Genomic DNA, 20413 nt, shown 5'->3' with positions numbered 1-20413 from the left:
CAGCGCTATGTTGATCGGGTACGTCAGCGACGAGAACTATCTGGCGCTGGCCGGCGTCTCGGTCGAGTTCGCCCGCGACGGCGACATCGTCGCCCAGGCCGCCTCGACCGCCAGCGGCGCCATCGTCGCCGACCTGCAACCGGGGGAGTACCGGCTCACGCTCGCAATGCCCGGCTTCGGCGCCAAGCACCTCACCGCGACGCTTCCGGCCGAGCAGCCGCTGCAGCTGCGGCTGCTGTCGGACACCCTGACCGGATTCATGTGGCCCAAGTGGGTGCGCTCCGGCGAGGCGGCGGAACTGCGCGTGCACTCCGTCGCGCCGTACCGTGCCGAGCTGTTCCGCTACGGGCAGCGCAAGGAGCCGGTCGAACTGCTCGGATGGTTCGACGAACACGGCCCGCGGGCGATGGCGCAGATCCTTCCCGACGAGGACTTCTCGCAGACCGGGGTGCAGTTCAACACCGTCGGCTTCACCAGCCCGGGCCACGTCCGCCGGCTGGCCGGACCGCAGCGCTCCGGTCTGTACTACATGCACGTCCACAACGAGCGCGGCGAGTTCTTCTCATTCCCGTGGGTGGTGGCCCCCGCCGCTCCCCGGGAACCGATCGCGGTGCTCGCCGCCACCAACAACTGGAACGCCTACAACCGCTTCGGCGGGCGCAGCAACTACATCAACGAGGCCGGCCTGCCGCCCACCCCGACGGTGAACGCACGGCAGGACCTCGCCCGGTACCGCATCGGCAACAGCGCCACCCAGACCGCCGACAACGACGTCTACCCGCCACTGTCGTTCGAACGGCCCGAGCCCGACTGCTTCGTCGACCGTGACGTCGAGGTGACCGACCCGATGACCGGCCGGCTGGCCTCCAGCCTCGCCCCCGGGCTGTGGCGGCTGCTGGCCTGGCTCGAACGCGAGGGATTCGAATACGACCTGTACTCCGACGCCCAGGTGCGCAACGGTGAACTCGACCTGGACGCCTACCGGGTCCTGCTGACCGAGATGCACCCCGAGTACTGGTACGCCGAGGAGTACGACGCGGTCCGCGACTGGGTGGAGCGGCGCGGCGGCCGGTTGATGTATCTCGGCGGCAACGGCGCCGACTGCCAGGTCGAACACGTCGACGCGAGCCGGGGCCGCTATCTGACCCGGCAGCCCGATCGCGACCGGCCGGAGGAGGCACACCTGGAGAGCCGCTTCCACCGCACCCACGAACCGCAGGCGCGGCTGCTGGGCGTCGCGTTCACCCACGCCGGCGAGGGCACCGCCGCGCCGTACCGCGTTCTCGACGCCGACCACTGGGCGTTCGCCGGCACGGGTCTGCGCAACGGCGACCTGTTCGGGACGCACAGCATGCACGAGCGCGTGCCGGGCGGCGCCTCGGGCCACGAGACCGACAAGCGCACGCCCAACACCCCGCCCGGCTTCGTCGTACTGGCACAGGGGACCAATCCCGACAACGGCGGCGCCGAGGTGGTCTACCGGAATCTGCCCGGCAGCGGCGGCGAGGTCTACTCCGTCGGCTCCATGACGTACATCGCCTCGCTCCTGGTCGACGAGGGCGTCTCGGCGCTGACCCGCAACGTGCTCAACGACTTCGCCGGAAGGGCTCCCCGAGCGGCTGACTGAGCGCTCCTCGTGCGCGTGCTCCGCCGGGCACGGCACCGCCGTTGCCCGGATGGTGCACGATGAGCGCGACCACGAGGGAGGCAGGCCATTGCGGCGGGTGGCGCTCGGGTTCCTGATCGCCGGGGCCGCGCTGTTCGTGCTCGGGATCGTCGCCACCGTCGATCGGCTCGCCGGGCCGGGGCGGCGGGTGCGCGAGGGCGTGCCCGTCCCGGCCGTCGTCGAGCAGGTTGGGACGTGGGGCGGCGCGAGGAGCGGCGGCGCGTGGGTCCGGGTCACGTACCAGATCGACGGCGTGACCCATCGCGTCGGGCTCGGCTCGATCTCCGACGACCCCGGCGTGGCCAAGGGCGAGTCCATCACGGTGTACGTGGACCGCGACGACCCCGAGAGCGTCGTCACCGCCACCGGCCTCGTCAGCGACTACCGCCGCGGTGCCCTGCCGCCGCTCGTGGTGGCCGTCGGTGTCGTGGTGATGGGCATCGCCGGGCCGCGGCTGCGCCGGCGCGCGCCCGCTGTCACCGTGCCGCCGGGCGCCGACGCCGTTGTCGCGGAGCGGCCGGAGCCGCCGGTCGAATTCGGCTACGCGATGCCCGGGTACCGGGCCGACATCGTGGACCGGCTGCTGACCCGCGTTCATCGCGCACTCGACGATCCGGAGAGTTCCGGCCGTACCGCCGCGGTGGCCGCGCTTCGCCAGGCCGAGATACCGACGGCGCCGCGCGGGTACCGGCGAGACCAGGTCGACCTGTACATCTGCCAGCTCCTCGCCGAACTGGGACAGGCGTGAGCGAGGGCGCCGCACGCCTTCTGGCGGGCCGGGAGCCAGGAGCCGGGGCCGCCGGCCGGATTCCCACGTGATCCTCCGAGGGTTTGGCGGGCCGGGGGGCGGGTAGGCGCCCGCGGGTGACCACGTCACATAGGGAACCAGACAGAACCCCCGATGCACGCCCGGACGAGGCCGAGTTCGTGAGCAACCTCGCGGACACCGGGGTCGAGAGCTCCGGCTACGCCCCGCCGGCGAGCGGCCCCCGTAGCGTGGAGCGGCTCAGTGCGCCCGGCGGCCCGAGCGGTTACGAGGGCGTCGACATCGGTGCGGTACACGCGTTCAGGCGCGGGCGGCTCGAGCCCGCTCGTGAGGCCGTCCTGGCCGACCAGGTCGCGGCCGTGATCGGGCAGCCGGAGCCGCCGTGCACCCCGATCGCCTCCGCCATGCGCCAGGTCATGCAGCACGTCGGCGGCGACGCGGAGCTGCTGGCCTGGCTGGACAAGTTCCCGGGCCGGCCGCAGCTGATCACCCGGGTGCTCACGCTGGTGGCGCTGCTGGACCGGTTCGGCGACTGCCGGCCCGTCGTCGGGGCGCTGCGGGAGTTTCGGATGCGGGCGCCCGATCCGCCGAGCCTGGCCGGCCACCTGCCGGACGTGACCGGTGACGCGGCGCTGGCCTGCCTCGGCGGCGAGATCAAGATGATGCTGGGTGAGGACGATCTGGCGCCGGCCGGCCGGCTCGCCATGGCCGCCGCGGGCCTGCTCGCCGACCTCGGGCCGCACGTCGCGAAGGTGCCCGGCGCCGAGGAGCTGGGCGCGCTCGCCGAGCGGTCCCGGACGGGCCTGCGCGAGGCCCTGGCCGCGGTGGAGGAGCCGAAGGCAGCGGCGCGGGCGCGCTAGAGCGCCGGCAGGTCCAAGCGGCGCTTGTAGTACGCCCATGGGAAAGTCGCGCCCGGGACCTGTTGCCAGCCTTCGGTCTCCAGCCGCCGGCGGGGTGCGCCGAACGGGACCCGGCGGTGTTCCCACTGCCACGGCGAGGCCTCGACCAGGTGGTACAGCGGGCCGAAACCTATGACGTGCCAGCCGTGGCGGCCCTCGACCTTCAGGACGGCCATCTCGTCGAATGCGGTCAAGGGGCGCAGCACGCGCTGGGCCGGACCGTCCGCGGTCACCTCGGGGGACGCCTCGGACGGGGTGCCGAACCGTTGCTGTGCTGCCTGGCGGCTCACGCCCAGCAGGCGGCCCAGGGTGTCCCAGCTGTGGCCGGCGCCGCGGGCGCCCGCGATCGCCTCGCGCAGCAGGCGGCTGGACTCTTCGGCGGCCACTCGGCTGGCCGCGACCAGCCGCAGGTACGCCGTGGGGTCGTGCTCCAGCTCGGCGCGCAGGTCTTGGGGCGTGGCCAGGACCGCCTCGGCGACCAGCTCGCGGACGGTGGCCTCCTCGGCCGGGGTGAGCAGGCCGTCCTGGGGCTCGGGCCGGGCGGCGCCGGCCGGCCGGTTCACCGGCGCTCCCCGTCGGCGCGCAGCGGCTCCAGCTCGTCGAGCCGGGCCCGGTCGGCCGGCGAAATGGCTGGCACGGCGGGCACGGGGGCGCCGCGCTGGAGGCCCGGAAGGGCGAGGGCCGCGCCGATCGTGGCTCCCGAGAGCAGGCCGGCGAGCAGGGCGAGCGTGACGTGCGGCAACGTGCCGCCGAGCACGGGGATCAGGGCGGCCGGGATCACGCCGACCGCGGGGACAAGGGCGACAAGGTAGGGGAGCTGCCCCCGTTCGATCTTCACGGTGTCAAGGATTCCTTGACGCGGCCCGCGTGTCAAGGAAGTCTTGACACGGCCGAGCCCACCTATCCGCACATCGGCATCGACGTGATCCGCGATGCGTCGGGCACGGTGTGGCTGACCCAGGACTTCTCGAACTGACCCTGCGGAACCGGCCGAATGGTGGTACGTAAAAGGGACCGGCATCCACGGGGGAAGACGCCGGTCCCACAGACCACTTTACGGCATATGACCGTCATGTACCAAGGTCTATCTTCTTGAAACGTCAGCCCTTCACGCCGGAGGCGGCCACGCCGCGGACGAAGAAGCGCTGGAAGACGATGAAGACGATCGCCACCGGGATGATGGTCAGGCTTGAGCCGGCCATCATCACCGGATAGTCGTAGGTCTGGCCGCCCGCCCCGCCGCGGCCCAGGGTGGACAGCCCGAACGGCAGCGTCCACAGCGACGGGCTGGCCCGCACCACGATGAGGGGCATCAGGAACTCGTTCCACACGCCCTGGAACGACAGGATCGTCAGGGTCAGCAGGGCCGGGCGGGCCAGCGGCAGCACAATGTGCCAGTAGGCGCGGAAGATCGAGGCGCCGTCCAGGCGGGCCGCCTCCTCCAGCTCCACCGGCAGCTCCACGAAGAACTGGCGCATGAGGAAGATGCCCATCGCGTCCACCGCCAGGGGCAGGACCATCCCGGTGTACGAGTTGAGCAGCGACAGCTCCTTGAGGACCAGGAAGCGCGGCACCGTGAGCACGATCGGCGGCACCGCGAGGACCGACACGATGCCGGCGAAGACCAGTCCCCGGCCGCGCCACCGCAGGCGGGCCAGCGCGTAGCCGGCCAGCGAGTCGAAGAAGACGCGGCCGAGGGTGGCCAGGACGGTGACGAGGATCGAGTTGAACGTCCACAGCGGGAAGTCGCTGTGCAGCAGTACGTCGGTCCACGCCCGCAGGTCGGGCTGCGACGGCCACGGCTGGACGGGGTGCGCGGCGGTCTCGGCGCGGGACTTGAACGACGTGGCCAGCGACAGCAGGAAGGGGTAGATGAAGACCACGGCGAAGACCGTCAGCAGCAACCGGCGCAGCATCACCGCTCCCTTCGCAGCACCAGGCGCTGCACGCCGGTGAAGACGACGATGATGACGAACACGATGAGCGCGATCGCCGCCGCGCGGCCCATCGCCGAGTTCTGGAAGCCCTCGCGGTACACCAGATAGGCCGGCGTGAAGGTGGTCTTCTGCGGCCCGCCGGAGGTCATCGCGTACACCTGGTCGAACACCTGCCAGGTGCCGATGATCCCGAGCGTGACGACGAGGAACAGCGTCGGCTTCAGCATGGGCAGCGTCACCCGCCAGAACAGCTGCCGGCGGGAGGCGCCGTCGACCGACGCCGCCTCCTCGATCTCGACGGGGATGTTCTGCAGGCCGGCCAGGAACATGAGCATGAAGGTGCCCGTCGTGGTCCAGGTGGCCAGGATCATGATCGCGGTGAGCGCGACGCTGGGCCCGGACAGCCATTCCCACCAGGACAGGTCGAGGAACTCGTGGCGCAGCGGGCCGGGCGGGGAGTCGACGCCGAAGACGCGCAGCAGCAGGTGGATGAGGCCGTCGGGGTCGTCGAGCCAGACCAGGCCGACCTTGCCCGGCACGACCGCGGAGAGCACGGTGTTCACCACGCCGGACGGGCTGAACAGGAACACGAAGATGAACGCGACCGCGATCGAGCTCGTCACCGACGGGAAGTAGAACGCGGTGCGGAAGAACGTCCGCCCGCGCAGCAGCTTCGTGTTGACCGCGACGGCCAGCACGAGGGCCAGGAACGTCTGGGCGGGCACGACCCCGAGCACGTAGTACAGGTTGTTGCGCAGGCTCTTGGCGAAGTCGCCCCGCACCACCCCGGTGTGGGTCAGCAGGTCCTGGTAGTTGCCGGCGCCGGCCGAGGTCGAGTCGGCCAGCGGGTTGAGGCCGCTCCAGTCGCGGAAGCTGACCCACAGCACGAGCGCGATCGGCGCGACCATGAACACGCCGAGCCCGATGAGGGCGGGCGACACGAACAGCCAACCGGCCAGTCCCTGCCGCCCGCGGATCGAGCTCATCAGCCAAGCACCGACGTGCCGGCCTTCTGCGTGCCGGTCACCACCTCGTCGATCTGCTTGTTGCCCTTCGCCAGGCCCTGGATGCCGTCGTTGAAGGTGTCGATGACGGTGCTGAAGCCGGGGACGAAGACGGACTTCTTGGCGTAGTCGGCGCCGGAGACGAAGGCCTTCAGCTCGGGCTTGTCGGCCAGCCACTTGTCGGCCAGCGACTTGCGCGACGGCATGACCGGGAACTCCTTGGTGACCGCGAACTGCTCGTCGGGCGAGGTGAGGAACTTGACGAAGTCGAGTGCGGCGGCCTGGTTCTTCGACGCCTTCGCCACGCCGTAGCAGACGGAGAACGACATGGTGCCCTTGCCGGACGGGCCGGCGGGCAGCTCGGCGACGGCGTACTTCACGTTCGGGAAGTCGTTCTTCATCGCGCCGACGATCCAGTTGCCCTCGACGGTCATCGAGGTGGCGGCCTTGCCGAACGCCTCGCCGCCCCAGCCGGCGCCGACCGAGGCGGGCGTGCCGAACCAGCCGGCCTTGTGGTTGTCGGCGAGGTACTGCAGCGCCGTGCGCATCTGCTGGGTGTCCGCGGTCATCTTGGTGACCTCGTCGTCGGTCGGCCACGCGCCGGCCTCGGCCATGAACGCGCCCCAGCGGTAGAACTCGGGCGCCAGCACGAGCCCGGGGTGGCCGGGCTTGGTCAGCGCCTTCGCGGTGGCGGTGAGCTCGTCCCAGGTGGTCGGCGGCTTGAGCCCGGCGGCCTCGAAGTCGGCGGTGTTGTACACCAGCTGCAGCGTCGAGAAGTCCTTCGGGGCGCAGTAGTACGTCCCCTTGTACGTGAACGACTGCTTGAGCGTGTCGTAGAAGTCGCCCGGGTTGTCGACCTTGTCGCCGATTGGCTCGAGCACGCCGTTCTTGCCGAAGTCCGGCAGCTTGTTGTCGTTGACGTAGAACACGTCCGGCGGCTGCCCGCCGGCCAGGGCCGTGGTCAGCGCGGTGTCGTACTCCGGCAGCACCTTGAGCTCGACGGTGTTGCGGCCCTGCTTGTTGTAGTCGTCGACGGCCTTGCGCAGCACCGCGTCCTCGGCGGGGGAGGAGGAGAACGCGAACATCGTCAGCTTGGCGCCGGTCGCGTCGCCGGCCTTGCCGCTGCCGTCGTCGCCGCACGCGGCGGTGGCGGTCAGGGTGCCGAGGAGAGTGAGGGCGAGTAGCGCTCGGGCGGGGCGGATACGAAACATTGGTCGCTCCAAGGGGGTGTCAGGGCGGGCAACTGGAGCCCCGGACGATCAGTTCGGGGGGCAGCAGGGAGGCGGCCGGTGGGCCGTCCGGCGGGGCAGGGTTGAGCAGAGCGCGGACCATCGCGTGCCCGACGGCCTCGATCGGCTGGCGGACGCTGGACAGGTCCAGGGCGGCGGCGGTCGGGGTGTCGTCGAAGCCGACGACGGCGAGCCGGGCGCCGCGGTCGCGGGCGCCGCGCAGCAGCCCGGCGGCGAGGGTGTCGGTGGCCGCGACGACGGCGGTCGGCGGCTCGGGATCGTCGAGCAGCTCCGCGGCGAGGCGGGCGCCGGTGGCGAGCGAGTCCTCGCCGCGCAGGTCCGGCCCGGGCGGCAGGCCGCAGGCCTCCAGCGTGGCGCGCCAGCCCTCGGCGCGGCGCTCGCCGACGTCGCCACCGCGGGGGTAGCCCGCGAACGCGATGCGCCGGTGGCCGACCTCGACGAGGTGGCGGGTGGCGGCGGCGGTGCCGGCCGCGTTGTCGACGTCGACCCAGGGGTGGCCCTCGTCGTGCCCGGTGCGGCCGAACGCGGCGAACGGGATGCCGTGGTGCAGCAGGGCCGGCGGGCGGGGGTCGCCGGCGTGCAGGCCGTAGAGCACGAAGCCGTCGACCGCGCCGGCCCGGTGCAGGGCGAGCGCGCCGGCGATCTCGCCGTCGAGGTCGTCGGCGGTGTACAGCAGCAGGTGGTGGTCCTCGGCTCGCCCGGCGTCGGCGAGGGCGTGCAGCAGGCGGTCGTGGATGCTGCCCACCGCGAACGGGTGCACCGGCTCGATGCGGTACCCGATCATGCGCGAGGACGAAGCGCGCAGCGACTGGGCGACCCGGTTCGGCCGGTACCCGAGCTGGGCGATGGCCGCCTCGACGCGCTCGCGCGTTTCCGGCCGCACCCGCTCGGGCGCGTTGAGCACGTTGGACACGGTCTGCCGGGACACCCCGGCGGCCCGCGCGACGTCCTCAACTGTGGGCTGCACATCTGCTCCCGAGTGTCGTAGGGTGCTACGAGTTGAACGTTCAAATCCGTCAAACGCCGCGTTTGAACGTTCAACTCCGGATGTTCGGACAGTGTCACCGCCACTGCGAGTTGTCAAGGGGTACGCCGATGGCCCAGCCATACCTGCACGAGCACGTCACGTGCGTCGCCGCGCCGGCGACCTGGCTCTCCGGGCCGTCCGGCGATCTCACCGGCGGCGCCGACGGGCTCTACGTCTGCGACCGGCGGGTGCTCGCCCGGCTCGCCGTCACCGTCGCCGGCCACGACCCGGTCCCGCTCGGGGTCCGCCGCCCAGGCGCGGCGGAGGCCGAGTTCGCCGCGGTGCTGCCGCGCCTCGGCGACGTCGGGCCCGACCCGACCGTCCGGCTGACCCGCCACCGGGTCGCCGAGGCGCTCGGCGGCACCGAGACGCTCACCCTCGCCAACGCCTCGCACGAGACGCTCACCGTCGCCGTGGAGGTGAACGCCGCGACCGACTTCGCCGCCATGGGCGTGGTCAAGCAGGGCGACCCGGGCCTGCCGCTCGTGGATCTCGCGCCGGACGGCGCCAAGTCGGCCGACGGCATGACGGTGCGCCTGGACGCCTCCCCGCCCCCGGACGGCCCGGGCCTGCGCTGGGAGGTCACCCTCGAGCCCCGGCAGACGTGGAGCGCCCGGCTGACGCTGGTGCGGGCCGACGTACCCCAGGAGCCCGCCCCCGGCGCCCCGAGCCCCCTGCGGGTCGAGGCCGCCGACCGCCGCCTCGACGCCCTGGTGGCCACCGGCGTGCAGGACCTCGACGCGCTGCGCCGCGCCGACGGCCCGGACGTCTACTACACGGCGGGCAGCCCCTGGTACCTCACCCTGTTCGGCCGCGACTCGCTGTGGGCCGCCCGGCTGGCCCTGCCGATGGGCACCGAGGTCGCCGCGGGCACGCTGCGCGCACTGGCCCGCCGCCAGGGGCGCGTGCACGACCGCGCCACCGACGAGGAGCCCGGCAAGATCCTGCACGAGGTCCGCCCGGCCGACGCGACCTACGACCTGCCGCCCGTCTACTACGGCACCGTCGACGCGACCGCCCTGTGGATCAGCACCCTGACCGACGCCTACCGCTGGGGCATGCCGGCCGCCGAGGTGGCCGCGCTGCTGCCCAACGTGGAGCGCGCGCTGGAGTGGCTCGGCGGCCACGAGGGCTTCGTGCGGTACAGCGCGAGCGAGCGCGGCCTGACCAACCACGGCTGGAAGGACTCCGGCGACGGCGTGCAGCACGCCGACGGCCGGCTGGCCACCGCGCCGCTGGCGTTGAGCGAGGTCCAGGCGTACGCGTACCGGGCCGCGCTGGACGGCGCCGGGCTGCTGGAGGCGTTCGGCCGCGACGGCGCCGAGCGCTGGCGCGGCTGGGCGCGGGACCTCGCCGAGCGGTTCCGCGGCGCCTTCTGGTGCCCCGGGGGCTATCCCGCGATCGCCCTGGACGGCGAGGGCAACCGGGTGGACAGCATCGCCTCCAACATGGGCCACCTGCTCGGCACGGGCCTGCTGAACGAGGCGGAGAGCCGGGCCGTGGCCGAGCACCTGGCGGCGCTGCGCTCGCCCTTCGGCATTCGGACGGTCGCGCCGTCGTCCGCCGGGTACAACATCCTGTCGTACCACCTGGGCTCTGTCTGGCCGCACGACACCGCCATCGCGCTGCTGGGCCTGGTGCGCGACGGCCACCGGGAGGAGGCCGCCGAGGTGGTGCGCGCGCTGCTCGCCGCCGGTGAGCGCTTCGCATTCCGGCTTCCCGAGCTGTACGGCGGGGACGACGCCCCCACCCCGTACCCGGCCGCGTGCCGCCCTCAGGCCTGGGCCGCGGCGGCCGGCCCGGCGCTGCTGACCGCGCTGCTCGGCCTCGACGTCGACGTCCCGGCCGGCCGGCTGACGCTGGCCCCGCTGACCCCGTCGCCGATCGGCGCCTTCCGCGTGCGCGACCTGCGCATCGCCGGCGCGCCGCTCGACGTGACGGTCACCGAGGCCGGCGCGGTGACCGTCCACAGTGCACCACCGGGCCTGCGCGTCGAGGTCGCCGGCCGGTAGCCCACACAGCGCAGCCCGCCCGCCACACCGGGCGGACGGGCTGCGCCTGCGAACTACTGGATCAGCCGAGCGTCCAGGACTGGTTGGCGGTGCCGCCGCAGGTCCAGATCTGCAGCTGGTTGCCGTCGGCGGTGCTCCAGTCGGTGACGTCCAGGCACTTGCCCGAGCCGGTGTTGACCAGGCTGCCGTTGGCGCCGAGGGTCCAGTTCTGGGCGTTCGAGCCGTTGCAGTCCCAGAGCTGCACCTTGGTGCCGTTGGCGGTGCCGGCCGAGGTCACGTCCATGCACTTGCCCAGGGACCGGAAGGTGTTGCCGGTGTGGGTCCACTGCTGGGCGTTGGTGCCGTTGCAGGTGTAGAGCTGCACGTGGGTGCCGTTGGTGGTGCTGGCGCTGGCCACGTCGACGCACTTGCCGCCGTAGCCGTGGATCGGCGTGGTGCTGCCGGCCGGGGGCGTGGTCGGCGGCGTGGTGGTCGGCGGGGTGGTGGTGCCGCCGGTGATCGCCTTGAAGATGTTCGTGAACTGGTAGTTGCTCTGCGGCGTCCCGCTCTGGCCCTGGTTGTCCCGGCCCAGCGACCAGAACGTGAGCTCCTGGATGCCCTTGCTGGCGGCGAAGGACTCGAGCGCCTGGGCGTTCTGGATGGTGAAGACCTCGGCGCTGGTGTCGTTCACGCCGATCATCGGGCAGTTGCCCTCCATGGCCCACAGCTGCGCGTCGGTCTTGTTGGTCCAGATCTGCCCGAGCTGGTTGCGCAGGCCGGTGGCGGCGTTGATGGCGGCCTGGCCCATGTCCATCGCCGGCCCGTAGTCCATGGTCATGATGTTGACCAGGTTGACGTTGACGTTGTGGCTCTTGGCGTTCTGCAGCAGGGCGATGCCGTTGGACTCCAGGCCGCTCGGGCTGACCGGCAGCGTGTAGTCGACCGCCAGCGTCTTGCCCTGGGCGGCGTAGTCCTGCTGCAGGTTGGCCAGCGCGGTGTTGCGACGGTCGTTGGCGGCCGTGTTGCTCAGCGTCGAGCCCTCGATGTCGAGGTCGATGCGGGTCAGGTTGAACTGGTCGATGACCTTCTTGTACTGCGCCTGCATCGCCGCGACGGTGCTGCACGAGGCGAGCTCGTCGCCGGACGCGCCGCCGAACGAGACGATGACGTCGCCGCCGACCGCGCGCAGGCTGTTGATGGCGTTGTTCCAGCCGGCGTCGGTGACCGGGGTGTCGCCGTTGATCGTGGCGTTGCAGGTGCCCTGGCTGATGACGAAGGCCAGCGTGTAGTACTTGTTGCCGGTCGCGTTGTAGGCGGCCATCAGGGTGGACGGGTTGTTCCACATCTCCGCGTACGGTGCGGCGTAGTGGGCGGGGAAGCCGGGGCCGGGGTTGGCGGCGGCTGAGGCTGCACCGATGTTGGCGAACATGACGCCGGCGGTCACCAGCGGCAGCGCGCCGAGCGCCGCTACGAGCGGCAGTCTCCGGGAGCGGGATCGGGGCATGGACAGTTCCTCCGGTTGGACAGGCGGACGACTAGGGGTGGGGTGGGGGCGGCGCCCAGGGTTGGTGGGCGCCGCCGCGCCGGGTCGACGAACGTCTAGGAGGGCAGCGTCCAGAGCTGGTTGGCGCCGCCGAAGCAGGTCCAGATCTGCAGGCGGGTGCCGTCCGCGCTGCTGTTGCCGGTGGCGTCGAGACACTTGCCGGAGCCGGTGTTCACGAGCTTCCCGGCGCTGGCCGTCCACTGCTGGGCGCCGCTGCCGTTGCAGTCGTAGATCTGCACGGGCGTGCCGTCGGCCGTGCCGGCGGAGGTGACGTCGAGGCACTTGCCGAGCGCGCGGACGCTGTTGTCGGCGTTGCCGACGGTCCACTGCTGAGCGCCGCTGCCGTTGCAGGTGTACAGCTGCACCGCGGTGCCGTTGGCGGAGCTCGCCGAGGCGACGTCGACGCACTTGCCGCCGATGCCCGTGATGGCGCCCGTGTGCGTGCTACCGCCACCGCCGCTGGTGGTCCCGTTCCAGGTGAACGTCGCCGAGGTCTTGGTCGGCAGGCTGTAGGTGAACGACTGCCCGCCCCAGTTGACCTTCAGGGTCTGCGTCGAACCGCTGGAGTTGAAGGCGATGAGAGCCTTCGAGCCGTCCGGGTTCTTGAAGGCCACGTTGGGGATGGTGGTGTTCGCGGTCGAGTCGATGCGCACGGCGCCGGGCCGGACGAACTTGGTCAGGTGACCCATCGTGTAGTACTCGATGGTGTAGTCGACCTGGCCGCTGCGCGAGTCGCCGCGGTGCACCGTGATCAGGCCGGTGCAGGTGCCGCAGCCGCCGTTGTGCGGGCCCATGTTCTGGTCGACGGCGAGGCTCCACTTGGTCCAGGACCGGCCCCAGTTGCGGAAGTAGTCGATCAGGTCGTACATGTCCTCGACCTGCTGGTTGCTGACCCAGGTGCCGCCGGAGTGCTCGGTGAAGTACTGGTTCACGCCGGGGAACTGGTTGTGCACCGTGGTCATCTGCGTCGGGCTGCCGCCGTAGTCGTGCCAGGCGATGCCGCCGAAGTTCGGGTGGTTGCGGATCGCCGAGTCGTTGATCAGCGGCGACACCCACGTGTCGTAGGTGTCGAAGTTCCAGTCGCCGATGAGCAGCTTGGTGCTCAGCCCGGCGCTCTGCAGGGCCGGCATCAGGTCGTTCTTGGCGAAGGACTGCAGGCCGGAGACGGGCCACTGCATGGACGGGTAGCCGGCGCAGCAACCGGGCTCGTTCTGCTCGGTCACGTAGTTGATGTGCACGCCCTGGGCCTCATAGCCCTGGATGTACTTCACGAAGTACTGCGCGTACGTCTTGTAGTACTGCGCCTGGAGGTACCCCTGGCTGTACGCGTTGTTGTCCTTCATCCACGGCGGCGCCGACCAGGGCGAGCCGATGACGATGCCGCTCGGGTTGAGGCTCTTCGCCTGCTTGGTCAGCGCCATGACGTCGGCGTCGCGCGACAGCGAGAAGTCGTTGAGGTCGCAGCAGGTGGTGTCGTAGGAGTAGCTGTTCTGGGCCAGGTCCGAGGAGCCGATGACGTTGCGCAGCGCGCTGAGGCCGATGCCGGACGTCGGGCTGAACAGCTTCGTCATCACGTCGTTCTGGGTGGCCGAGCTCAGCGTGCCGCTGCCGCGGATGTCGAAGGCGGCGGTGTCGGTGAACGACGCGCCGGCGCCCTCGAACGGCTGGTAGGTGGTGCCCTCGTTGACGGTGATGGTCTGGTTGGCGCTGCCGCTGCCGGCGCTGAACGCGATGGAGTTCTGCTGCTGCAGGCCGCGGGTGACGGTCCGGCCGCCGGAGTCGGAGGTGGTGGTCAGCCAGACGTTGACGCTCTCGTTCGCCGCGTTGGCGAACGACTGCGGCAGCACCACGGCGGCCGCGGCGGCCACGGCGACGGCCGCCAGGATGGTCGCCTGCCGGGCCCTGGACTTGGTTTTGGGCATGGGGGATCCCCTTTCGGGGGCGGTGCGACCGGGCGCGGCTGGCGGGCGGCGCGTCGCGGTCGTGATCGGGTGAGGGGCGGTACTCGGCGGGGTGTCACATAGACAACACCCGATGCTGCGTTGTGTCAACGAAACACAGCAAGACATAATGAAACAAGTAACAAATCTTGAGTCACCTATACTGCGCGCGTGCCGAGACGTGCCACGATCCGAGACCTTGCCGACGAGACAGGTGTCTCGGTGGCCACCGTCTCGCGCGTGCTCAACGGCCACACCAACGTCTCCGCGCAGACCCGCGACCTGGTGCTGCGGGCCGCGCACAAGCTGGGCGCCCACGGGCCGCGGGCCCGCTCCGGCCCGGCGGCGGGCGGCGACACCGTGTTCGTGCGCTGCCCCTACGTGCTCAGCGACTACTTCGGGCTGATCGTCTCCTCCATTGTGGAGACCGTCGAGCTGCACGGCATGGGCGTCGTGCTCAACGCCGGCAAGAGCGCGGCCGGCCGCAGCCCGCTGCCGACGCTGCCCGAGCGGGCCGGCGTGCGCGGCGCGGTCCTCATCCTGCCGCCGGAGCCGGCCGAGGACCTGGCGGCGCTTCGCGACCGGCAGTTCCCGTTCGTGGTGGTCGACCCGCGCACCGCGCCGCCGCGCGACGTCGTCGCGGTGTCCTCGGCCCACTTCGCCGGCGCCCGCAGCGTGATGACCCACCTGGTGGGCCTCGGCCACCGCCGCATCGGCATCATCGGCGGCCCGCGCGAGTGGTCGGTGAGCGACGGCCGGCAGGCCGGCTACATCGCCCCGCTGGTCGACGTCGGCGCCCTCCCGCCGCTCGAGCTGCTGCGCTTCGTCACCGAGCCCAACGAGGAGCAGGGCCACGCGGCCGCCGGTGAGCTGCTCGACCTGCCGTCGCCGCCGACCGCGCTGGCCTGCTTCAACGACAAGATCGCCCTCGGCGCGCTGCGGGCCGCGGCCGAGCGCGGGCTGCGGGTCCCCGCGGACCTGTCGGTGGCCGGCTTCGACGACATCGAGGTCAGCCGGGCCACCAGCCCGATGCTCACCACCGTGCGCCAGCCACTGGCCGAGCTCGGGCGGATGGCGGTCACCATGCTCCTGCGCATGATGGGCGGCCACGAGCTCGACGCCCTGCACGTGGAACTGGCCACCGATCTGGTGGTCCGTGGCTCCACCGCCCCGCCGCGAGCGCTGTAACAGTTACAGCCACGTTCTGCCGCATATGCGGCATGGAACGGGATGGTGCGCCTTGCCGGGCATCGGCCGGGGTGTGGGCCCGCAGCCGCTCGCCGCGCTGAACTGGGCGGTCAGCTCCGCGCCGGCCGCGGTCCGCTCGCGCGGCCCTCACTCGCCGACCGTGACCAGGCCCGTCTCGTAGGCGACGATGACGAGCTGGGCGCGGTCGCGGGCGCCGAGCTTGGCGAGGATCCGGCCGATGTGGGTCTTCACGGTGGCCAGGCTCAGGCAGAGGTGGGCCGCGAGCTCGGTGTTGGACAGGCCGCGGCCGATCAGCGTGAGCACCTCCCGCTCCCGCTCGGTCACGCCCTCCAGCCGCCGCGGCACTGGGCGGGCCGGCTGCGGGCGGCGGGCGAACTCCGCGATCAGCCGCCGGGTCACCGACGGCGCCAGCAGCGCCTCGCCGGCCGCCACGACGCGGATGGCGGCCAGCAGGTCGGCGGGCGGGGTGTCCTTGAGCAGGAAGCCGCTCGCGCCGGCGCGCAGGGCCCCGTAGACGTACTCGTCCAGGTCGAACGTGGTCAGGATGAGCACCCGGACGCCGGGCAGCGCGGGGTCGCCGCAGATGCGCCGGGTGGCCTCGATCCCGTCCATCTCCGGCATCCGTACGTCCATGAGCACCACATCCGGCAACAGCTCGACGGCCCGGTCCACCGCCTCCGCGCCCGTGCCCGCCTCGCCGACGGTCGCGCAGTCGCCGCTCAGGTCGACCAGCGCCCGGAAGCTGCCGCGCAGCAGCGCCTGGTCGTCGGCGATGAGCACGCTAATCACGAGCGGCCCCGACGGGGAGCCTGGCCCGGACCGCGAACCCGCCACCGGGGCGCGGGCCGGCCGCGAACGTCCCGCCGTGCATCGCGGCCCGCTCCCGCATGCCGATCAGCCCGTGGCCGGCCCGGCCGGGCGCCGCCGCGCGGCCGCCGTCGTCGGTCACCTCGATGCCGACCTCCCCGCCGCGCACCTCGACCCGCACCCGGCAGCGGGCCGGCGCGGCGTGCTTGACCACGTTGGTGAGGGACTCCTGCACGATGCGGTACACCGCCAGCCCCTCCGCCTCGGGAAGCGCCGCGTCCGGCGGGTCGAGCTCCAGCCGTACCTCCACCCCTCCCACCGTGGCGAGGGAGGCCAGCTCCGGCAGGTCCCGCAGCCCCCGCACGGGCGCGTCGGGCGTGTCCTCGCGCAGCATGTCCAGCATGCGCCGCACCTCGAGCATGGCCTCCCGCCCCGCCGTCTCGATCACCCGCAGCGCGTCGCGGGCCTCGGCCGGGCTCTTCTCGGCGACGTGGTTGGCGATCGACGCCTTGACCACGATGAGCGTCATCGTGTGGGCCACCACGTCGTGCAGCTCCCGCGCGACCCGCAGCCGCTCCTCGACCGTCGCCTGCCGGACCAGCTGCTCGTCGCGCAGCGCCGCCTGGGCCCGCCGCTCGGCCACGACGTAGCCGAGCGCGAACGCCGGCCCCACCGCGGCGAGGCCGAAGAACACGGCCACCGTCGGCGGCCGCACCCCGACGCCGGCCAGCACCGCGCCCGCGGCCGCGGCGGTCAGGCCCCACCGGTTCGGGGCGGCCGCGCCCAGGCTGTAGAAGACCAGGGCCAGCGCGCAGCCCGGCGCGACGCCGGCGAACGAGGGGATGACCTGGGTGACCAGCGCGGCCGCGGCGGCCAGGGTGGCCACGGCGGCGGCCGCGTAGGGCCACCGCCGGCGCACCGCGACGGGGGCCGAGATCGCCAGCGCCACGACGACCGAGACCCAGCCCGGCTCGTGCGGCCCGCCGGCTTCCGGCGCGGCATAGGCCGCCGCCAGGCACGCCGCCCCGACCGGCACCACCGCGGCGGCGTCGATCGCGGCCGCGAGCCGCCCGCTGAGCTGCATGGCCTCGACGGTAGCGGGCGGCGCGGCCGGGCGCGTCGGACCGGGCGTCGTCATACCCAGGTATGAACGGGAAGTGACGGCCTTGGTCCGATGTGTGGGCCGCCCCCGCGCGGCATCGTTTCGGCCATGACGACGCAGACGGTGGTACTGGACGGGGTCCGCGCCGAGTACGGCGCGGGCGCCCGGCGCGTGGTGGCGCTGGACGGTGTATCGATCGGCTTCGCGGCCGGCACGTTCGCCGCGGTGATGGGCCCATCGGGGTCGGGCAAGTCGACGCTGCTGCACTGCGCGGCCGGCCTCGACCGCCCGGCCGCCGGCTCGGTCGCCATCGACGGGGTGACGCTCGGCGGTCTGGGCGAGGACGCGCTGACCCGGCTGCGGCGCGACCGTATCGGCTTCGTCTTCCAGGCCTTCAACCTCGTCTCCGCGCTCACCGCCGAGCAGAACGTGGCGCTGCCGCTGCGCCTGGCCGGCCGCCGCCCGGCCGCGGCCGACGTGGCCGGGGCGCTGGCCGCGGTCGGTCTCGGCGACCGGCTCCGGCATCGGCCGAGCGAGCTGTCCGGGGGCGAGCAGCAGCGGGTGGCGATCGCCCGGGCCCTCGTCAGCCGCCCGGCGGTGGTCTTCGCCGACGAGCCGACCGGGGCGCTGGACAGCGTCACCTCGCGGCACGTGCTCGACCTGCTGCGGGCGCTGGTCGACGAGCACGGGCAGACGGTGGTGATGGTGACCCACGACCCGGTCGCCGCCGCCCGGGCCGACCGGGTCGTGTTCCTCGCCGACGGCCGCATCGCCGCCGAGCTGCCGGGGCCGCTCGCCGCCGATGCCATCGCCGCCCGCGCCGCCCACCTGGAGACGGCGCCGTGCTGACGCTGCGGCGGGCCGCGGGTGCCCTCTTTGCAGGCGGCGTCGTGCTGCGGCGGGCCGTGGGCGCCCTCTCTGCAGGCGGCGTCGTGCTGCGGCGGGCCGCGGGTGCCCGTGTCGCCGGCGGCGTCGTGCTGATGCTGCGGCGGGCCGCGGGTGCCCTCGTCGCCGTGTCCGTCGGGGTGGCGCTGCTCGCCGCGGCGTTGCTGCTGCTTGCCGCGGGGCGGCCGGTCGTGCCCGCGCGGTTCGCCGCGACGCCCGTCGTGGTGAGCACGACGGTGCCCTGGTCGGCGTCGCGCGCGGACGAGCTCGCCGCCGCGCTGGCCGCCGTCCCGGGGGTCGCGAAGGCCTACCCCGACCACACGTTCTTCCTGCAGGACGCCGAGGCCGGGCACGGCTGGGCCTGGACCCGCCTGACCGCGGGCCGCGCGCCCGAGCGGGACGGCGAGGTCGCCGCCGACCGGGCCGTGGGCGCGCGGGTGACGCTGCTGACCGCGGCCGGGCCCGCCCAGTTCACGGTCACCGGCTCGACGGACGCGCCCGGGTACTACGTCGCCGACGCGGTCGCCGCCCGCCTGGCCCCGGGCGTGCGGGCCATCGGCCTGGTGCTGGCACCGGGCGCGGACGCGGGCCGGGTGGCCGCCGCGGCGGGGGAGCTGGTCGGTGCGGACGGCCGGGTGCTGTCCGGCGCCGCCCGCGCCGATCTGGAGCCGGCGGCCGACGCGCGGCTGCGCTGGATCGGCCTGCAGGTGCTCACCGGCGTGACGGCCCTGTCCGGCTTCGCCGCCGTGTTCGTCGTCGCCTCGACCTTCGCCTACCGGGTCGCGCAGCGGCGGCGGGAGCTGGGCCTGCTGCGCGCGGTCGGGGCCACGCCGCGGCAGGTGCGGCGGATGGTGTACGGCGAGGCCCTGCTCGTCGGCGCCGCCGGCGCCGCGATCGGCGTGGCGGTGGGTGCCGCGCTGGCCCCGCCGGTCGGGCGCCTGCTCGTCGGCGTGGGCCTGGAGCCGGCCACGTACGAGGTCGGCTACGCGCCGCTGCCCATCCTCGCCGCCCTGGCCGCCGGCCCGCTCGTCGCCCTGCTCGGGGCGGGCGCCGCGGCCCGCCGGGCGGCGCGGGTGCGGCCCCTGGAGGCGCTGCGCGAGGCGGCGGTCGAGCGCCGCGCGATGGGTCGGGCCCGCTGGGGCATCGGCGGCGTCCTGCTCGCCGCCGGCATCGCCTGCGGCTTCGGCACCGCCGCCGCCGGCGCGCCCGAGGACGGCGCGGCGTTCGCCCTCTACGGGGCGATGGCCCTGGTCACCGGCGTGGCGGTGCTCTCGCCGGCGGCCGTCGCGCCGCTGGCCCGGGTGCTGCGCCTGCCGCGGCGGCGGGGCGGGGGAGCGATCGGGCTGCTGGTGCGCGAGGGCGCTTCGAGCGCGGCCCGCCGTACCGCCGCCACGGCCTCTCCGGTGTTGCTCACCGTCGCCTTCGCGGTGCTGGTGGCCGGCATGGTGCGCACGAGCACCGCGGCCTACGCGGCCGGACGGCAGGCCGAGGTCGACGCCGGCTGGGTGCTGGTGCCCGACGGCCCGCCCGGGCTCACCGACGCCGCGGTGGCCGGCGCCCCGGGTGGGACGGCGCTGCTGCCGGCCACGGTCTACGACGGCGACCGGGCGCTGCGCGCGCTCGGCGTGGACCCGGCCGCGTTCGCCGCGACAGACCGGGGCGCCCGCGTGCTCGACGGCGCGCTGGGCGATCTCGCCGACGAGGATGCCGCGGTGGTACCGCGACAAGCCGGCCGTCGCGTGGGCGAGGACTACCCGCTCGTCTTCGCCGACGGCGAGCGGGTGCGCCTGCGGGTCGTCGCCGTGGTGGCCGACGGCTCCGTCCGCGGCGATGTGCTCCTGTCCCGGGCGACCGTGCGCGCCCACGACCCGTCGGCGCTCACCTCCGCGGTGCTCCTGCGTGACCCGGCCCTGCGGCCGGCCGCCGGGGCGCGGGTGGTGACCGCGGCGGCCTGGGCGGCCGAGGCCGACGCCGCCGAGGACCGCCTGGTGTGGCTGTTCACGCTGATGCTCATCGCGGTCTCGGCCGGCTACGGCGCCATCGCGGTGGCCAACACCCTGTTCATGGCGGCCGCCGGGAGGGCCGCCGACCTGCGGGTGCTGCGGCTGGCCGGCGCCACCCACCGCCAGGTCCTCGCCTGCGTGGCCGCCGAGTCGGGGCTGGTGGTGCTGCTGGGCGCGCTGCTCGGCGGCGCGGTCGCCCTCGGTGCGCTGGTGAGCATCCGGGCCGGGCTCAGCGCGCAGGTCGGCGCGCCGGTCGCCCTGGTCGTGCCCTGGCCCGTGGTGGCCGGCGCGGTCGGCCTGTGCCTCGCCATCGCGCTGCTCGCGGGCCTGGTCCCGACCCACCGGGGTCGGCCGAGGGCGGCGGCTTGATCCCGGCCCGCCGGG

The 20413-nt window shown here is 73.4% G+C and carries 17 protein-coding genes; 7 read left to right on the top strand and 10 right to left on the bottom strand.

Features of this window, described 5'->3' with window-relative positions; all coding sequences use genetic code 11:
- The first annotated feature begins 7 nt into the window (after nucleotides 1–7).
- The 3 genes from ABD352_RS32940 to ABD352_RS32930 all read left to right on the top strand — a co-directional run bounded on the left by ABD352_RS32940 (nucleotide 8) and on the right by ABD352_RS32930 (nucleotide 3292).
- Nucleotides 8–1627 carry a N,N-dimethylformamidase beta subunit family domain-containing protein gene (locus ABD352_RS32940; protein ID WP_344616431.1) on the top strand — a complete coding sequence of 540 codons (1620 nt, stop codon included), beginning with the start codon at nucleotides 8–10 and terminating at the stop codon, nucleotides 1625–1627.
- Between the two features lie 49 nt (nucleotides 1628–1676).
- Nucleotides 1677–2414 (top strand): DUF3592 domain-containing protein, encoded by a 738-nt coding sequence (locus ABD352_RS32935; RefSeq protein WP_344616430.1) that lies wholly within the window; start codon nucleotides 1677–1679, stop codon nucleotides 2412–2414.
- 179 nt (nucleotides 2415–2593) lie between these two features.
- Nucleotides 2594–3292, top strand: coding sequence for a hypothetical protein (locus ABD352_RS32930; protein WP_344616429.1), 699 nt, complete (start codon nucleotides 2594–2596; stop codon nucleotides 3290–3292).
- Here ABD352_RS32930 and ABD352_RS32925 read toward each other — a convergent pair.
- From ABD352_RS32925 to ABD352_RS32900, 6 genes are all read right to left on the bottom strand, one after another.
- Nucleotides 3289–3894 (bottom strand): hypothetical protein, encoded by a 606-nt coding sequence (locus tag ABD352_RS32925; RefSeq protein WP_344616428.1) that lies wholly within the window; start codon nucleotides 3892–3894, stop codon nucleotides 3289–3291. The genes ABD352_RS32930 and ABD352_RS32925 overlap by 4 nt on opposite strands.
- The gene (locus tag ABD352_RS32920; protein ID WP_344616427.1) at nucleotides 3891–4169 is read right to left on the bottom strand and encodes a hypothetical protein; all 279 of its coding nucleotides are present in this window, start codon (nucleotides 4167–4169) and stop codon (nucleotides 3891–3893) included. Before ABD352_RS32920 ends, ABD352_RS32925 begins: the two co-directional genes overlap by 4 nt.
- 262 nt (nucleotides 4170–4431) lie before the next feature.
- Nucleotides 4432–5247: a carbohydrate ABC transporter permease gene (locus ABD352_RS32915; protein WP_344616426.1), complete on the bottom strand. Its 816-nt coding sequence runs from the start codon at nucleotides 5245–5247 to the stop codon at nucleotides 4432–4434.
- A complete protein-coding gene (locus ABD352_RS32910; RefSeq protein WP_344616425.1) occupies nucleotides 5247–6254 on the bottom strand; it encodes a carbohydrate ABC transporter permease in 1008 nt (335 codons plus the stop codon). Before ABD352_RS32910 ends, ABD352_RS32915 begins: the two co-directional genes overlap by 1 nt.
- Nucleotides 6254–7483 (bottom strand): ABC transporter substrate-binding protein, encoded by a 1230-nt coding sequence (locus ABD352_RS32905; RefSeq protein ID WP_344616424.1) that lies wholly within the window; start codon nucleotides 7481–7483, stop codon nucleotides 6254–6256. The genes ABD352_RS32910 and ABD352_RS32905 overlap by 1 nt, the downstream gene beginning before the upstream one ends.
- A gap of 19 nt (nucleotides 7484–7502) precedes the next feature.
- The gene (locus ABD352_RS32900) at nucleotides 7503–8489 is read right to left on the bottom strand and encodes a LacI family DNA-binding transcriptional regulator (RefSeq protein ID WP_344616423.1); all 987 of its coding nucleotides are present in this window, start codon (nucleotides 8487–8489) and stop codon (nucleotides 7503–7505) included.
- Nucleotides 8490–8617: 128 nt separating this feature from the next.
- On the opposite strand from ABD352_RS32900, the gene ABD352_RS32895 reads away from it, so the two are divergent.
- Nucleotides 8618–10561, top strand: coding sequence for a glycogen debranching N-terminal domain-containing protein (locus ABD352_RS32895; RefSeq protein WP_344616422.1), 1944 nt, complete (start codon nucleotides 8618–8620; stop codon nucleotides 10559–10561).
- A gap of 61 nt (nucleotides 10562–10622) precedes the next feature.
- Here ABD352_RS32895 and ABD352_RS32890 read toward each other — a convergent pair whose 3' ends face one another.
- Nucleotides 10623–12044 (bottom strand): ricin-type beta-trefoil lectin domain protein, encoded by a 1422-nt coding sequence (locus ABD352_RS32890; RefSeq protein ID WP_344616421.1) that lies wholly within the window; start codon nucleotides 12042–12044, stop codon nucleotides 10623–10625.
- 95 nt (nucleotides 12045–12139) lie between these two features.
- The gene (locus ABD352_RS32885; protein WP_344616420.1) at nucleotides 12140–14005 is read right to left on the bottom strand and encodes a ricin-type beta-trefoil lectin domain protein; all 1866 of its coding nucleotides are present in this window, start codon (nucleotides 14003–14005) and stop codon (nucleotides 12140–12142) included.
- Between the two features lie 189 nt (nucleotides 14006–14194).
- On the opposite strand from ABD352_RS32885, the gene ABD352_RS32880 reads away from it, so the two are divergent.
- Nucleotides 14195–15211 (top strand): LacI family DNA-binding transcriptional regulator, encoded by a 1017-nt coding sequence (locus tag ABD352_RS32880; RefSeq protein WP_344616419.1) that lies wholly within the window; start codon nucleotides 14195–14197, stop codon nucleotides 15209–15211.
- A 147-nt stretch (nucleotides 15212–15358) separates the two neighbouring features.
- On the opposite strand, the gene ABD352_RS32875 is transcribed toward ABD352_RS32880, so the two are convergent.
- Together ABD352_RS32875 and ABD352_RS32870 are read right to left on the bottom strand one after the other, a co-directional pair.
- Nucleotides 15359–16021 carry a response regulator gene (locus ABD352_RS32875; RefSeq protein ID WP_344616418.1) on the bottom strand — a complete coding sequence of 221 codons (663 nt, stop codon included), beginning with the start codon at nucleotides 16019–16021 and terminating at the stop codon, nucleotides 15359–15361.
- Nucleotides 16014–17123, bottom strand: a complete 1110-nt coding sequence (locus ABD352_RS32870; protein ID WP_344616417.1) for a sensor histidine kinase — start codon at nucleotides 17121–17123, stop codon at nucleotides 16014–16016. The genes ABD352_RS32875 and ABD352_RS32870 overlap by 8 nt, the downstream gene beginning before the upstream one ends.
- 126 nt (nucleotides 17124–17249) lie before the next feature.
- On the opposite strand from ABD352_RS32870, the gene ABD352_RS32865 reads away from it, so the two are divergent.
- Together ABD352_RS32865 and ABD352_RS32860 are read left to right on the top strand one after the other, a co-directional pair.
- On the top strand, nucleotides 17250–17990 hold the full coding sequence (locus tag ABD352_RS32865) for an ABC transporter ATP-binding protein (RefSeq protein WP_344616416.1): 741 nt from the start codon (nucleotides 17250–17252) through the stop codon (nucleotides 17988–17990).
- Entirely contained in the window at nucleotides 17984–20398 is a 2415-nt protein-coding gene (locus tag ABD352_RS32860; protein ID WP_344616415.1) for an FtsX-like permease family protein, read from the top strand. The genes ABD352_RS32865 and ABD352_RS32860 overlap by 7 nt, the downstream gene beginning before the upstream one ends.
- The last annotated feature ends 15 nt before the right edge of the window (nucleotides 20399–20413 follow it).

This window comes from Dactylosporangium salmoneum (assembly GCF_039532525.1).
GTDB lineage: Bacteria > Actinomycetota > Actinomycetes > Mycobacteriales > Micromonosporaceae > Dactylosporangium > Dactylosporangium salmoneum.
This window is presented reverse-complemented; position numbering and strand designations above follow the sequence as displayed.

Bases quoted from the DNA above. Each gene is read 5' to 3' on its own strand.
- ABD352_RS32940 (WP_344616431.1), top strand. From the start codon at position 8: ATGTTGATCGGGTACGTCAGCGACGAGAACTATCTGGCGCTGGCCGGC.
- ABD352_RS32935 (WP_344616430.1), top strand. From the start codon at position 1,677: ATGGTGCACGATGAGCGCGACCACGAGGGAGGCAGGCCATTGCGGCGG.
- ABD352_RS32915 (WP_344616426.1), bottom strand. From the start codon at position 5,247: ATGCTGCGCCGGTTGCTGCTGACGGTCTTCGCCGTGGTCTTCATCTAC.
- ABD352_RS32910 (WP_344616425.1), bottom strand. From the start codon at position 6,254: ATGAGCTCGATCCGCGGGCGGCAGGGACTGGCCGGTTGGCTGTTCGTG.
- ABD352_RS32905 (WP_344616424.1), bottom strand. From the start codon at position 7,483: ATGTTTCGTATCCGCCCCGCCCGAGCGCTACTCGCCCTCACTCTCCTC.
- ABD352_RS32895 (WP_344616422.1), top strand. From the start codon at position 8,618: ATGGCCCAGCCATACCTGCACGAGCACGTCACGTGCGTCGCCGCGCCG.
- ABD352_RS32890 (WP_344616421.1), bottom strand. From the start codon at position 12,044: ATGCCCCGATCCCGCTCCCGGAGACTGCCGCTCGTAGCGGCGCTCGGC.
- ABD352_RS32885 (WP_344616420.1), bottom strand. From the start codon at position 14,005: ATGCCCAAAACCAAGTCCAGGGCCCGGCAGGCGACCATCCTGGCGGCC.
- ABD352_RS32870 (WP_344616417.1), bottom strand. From the start codon at position 17,123: ATGCAGCTCAGCGGGCGGCTCGCGGCCGCGATCGACGCCGCCGCGGTG.
- ABD352_RS32865 (WP_344616416.1), top strand. From the start codon at position 17,250: ATGACGACGCAGACGGTGGTACTGGACGGGGTCCGCGCCGAGTACGGC.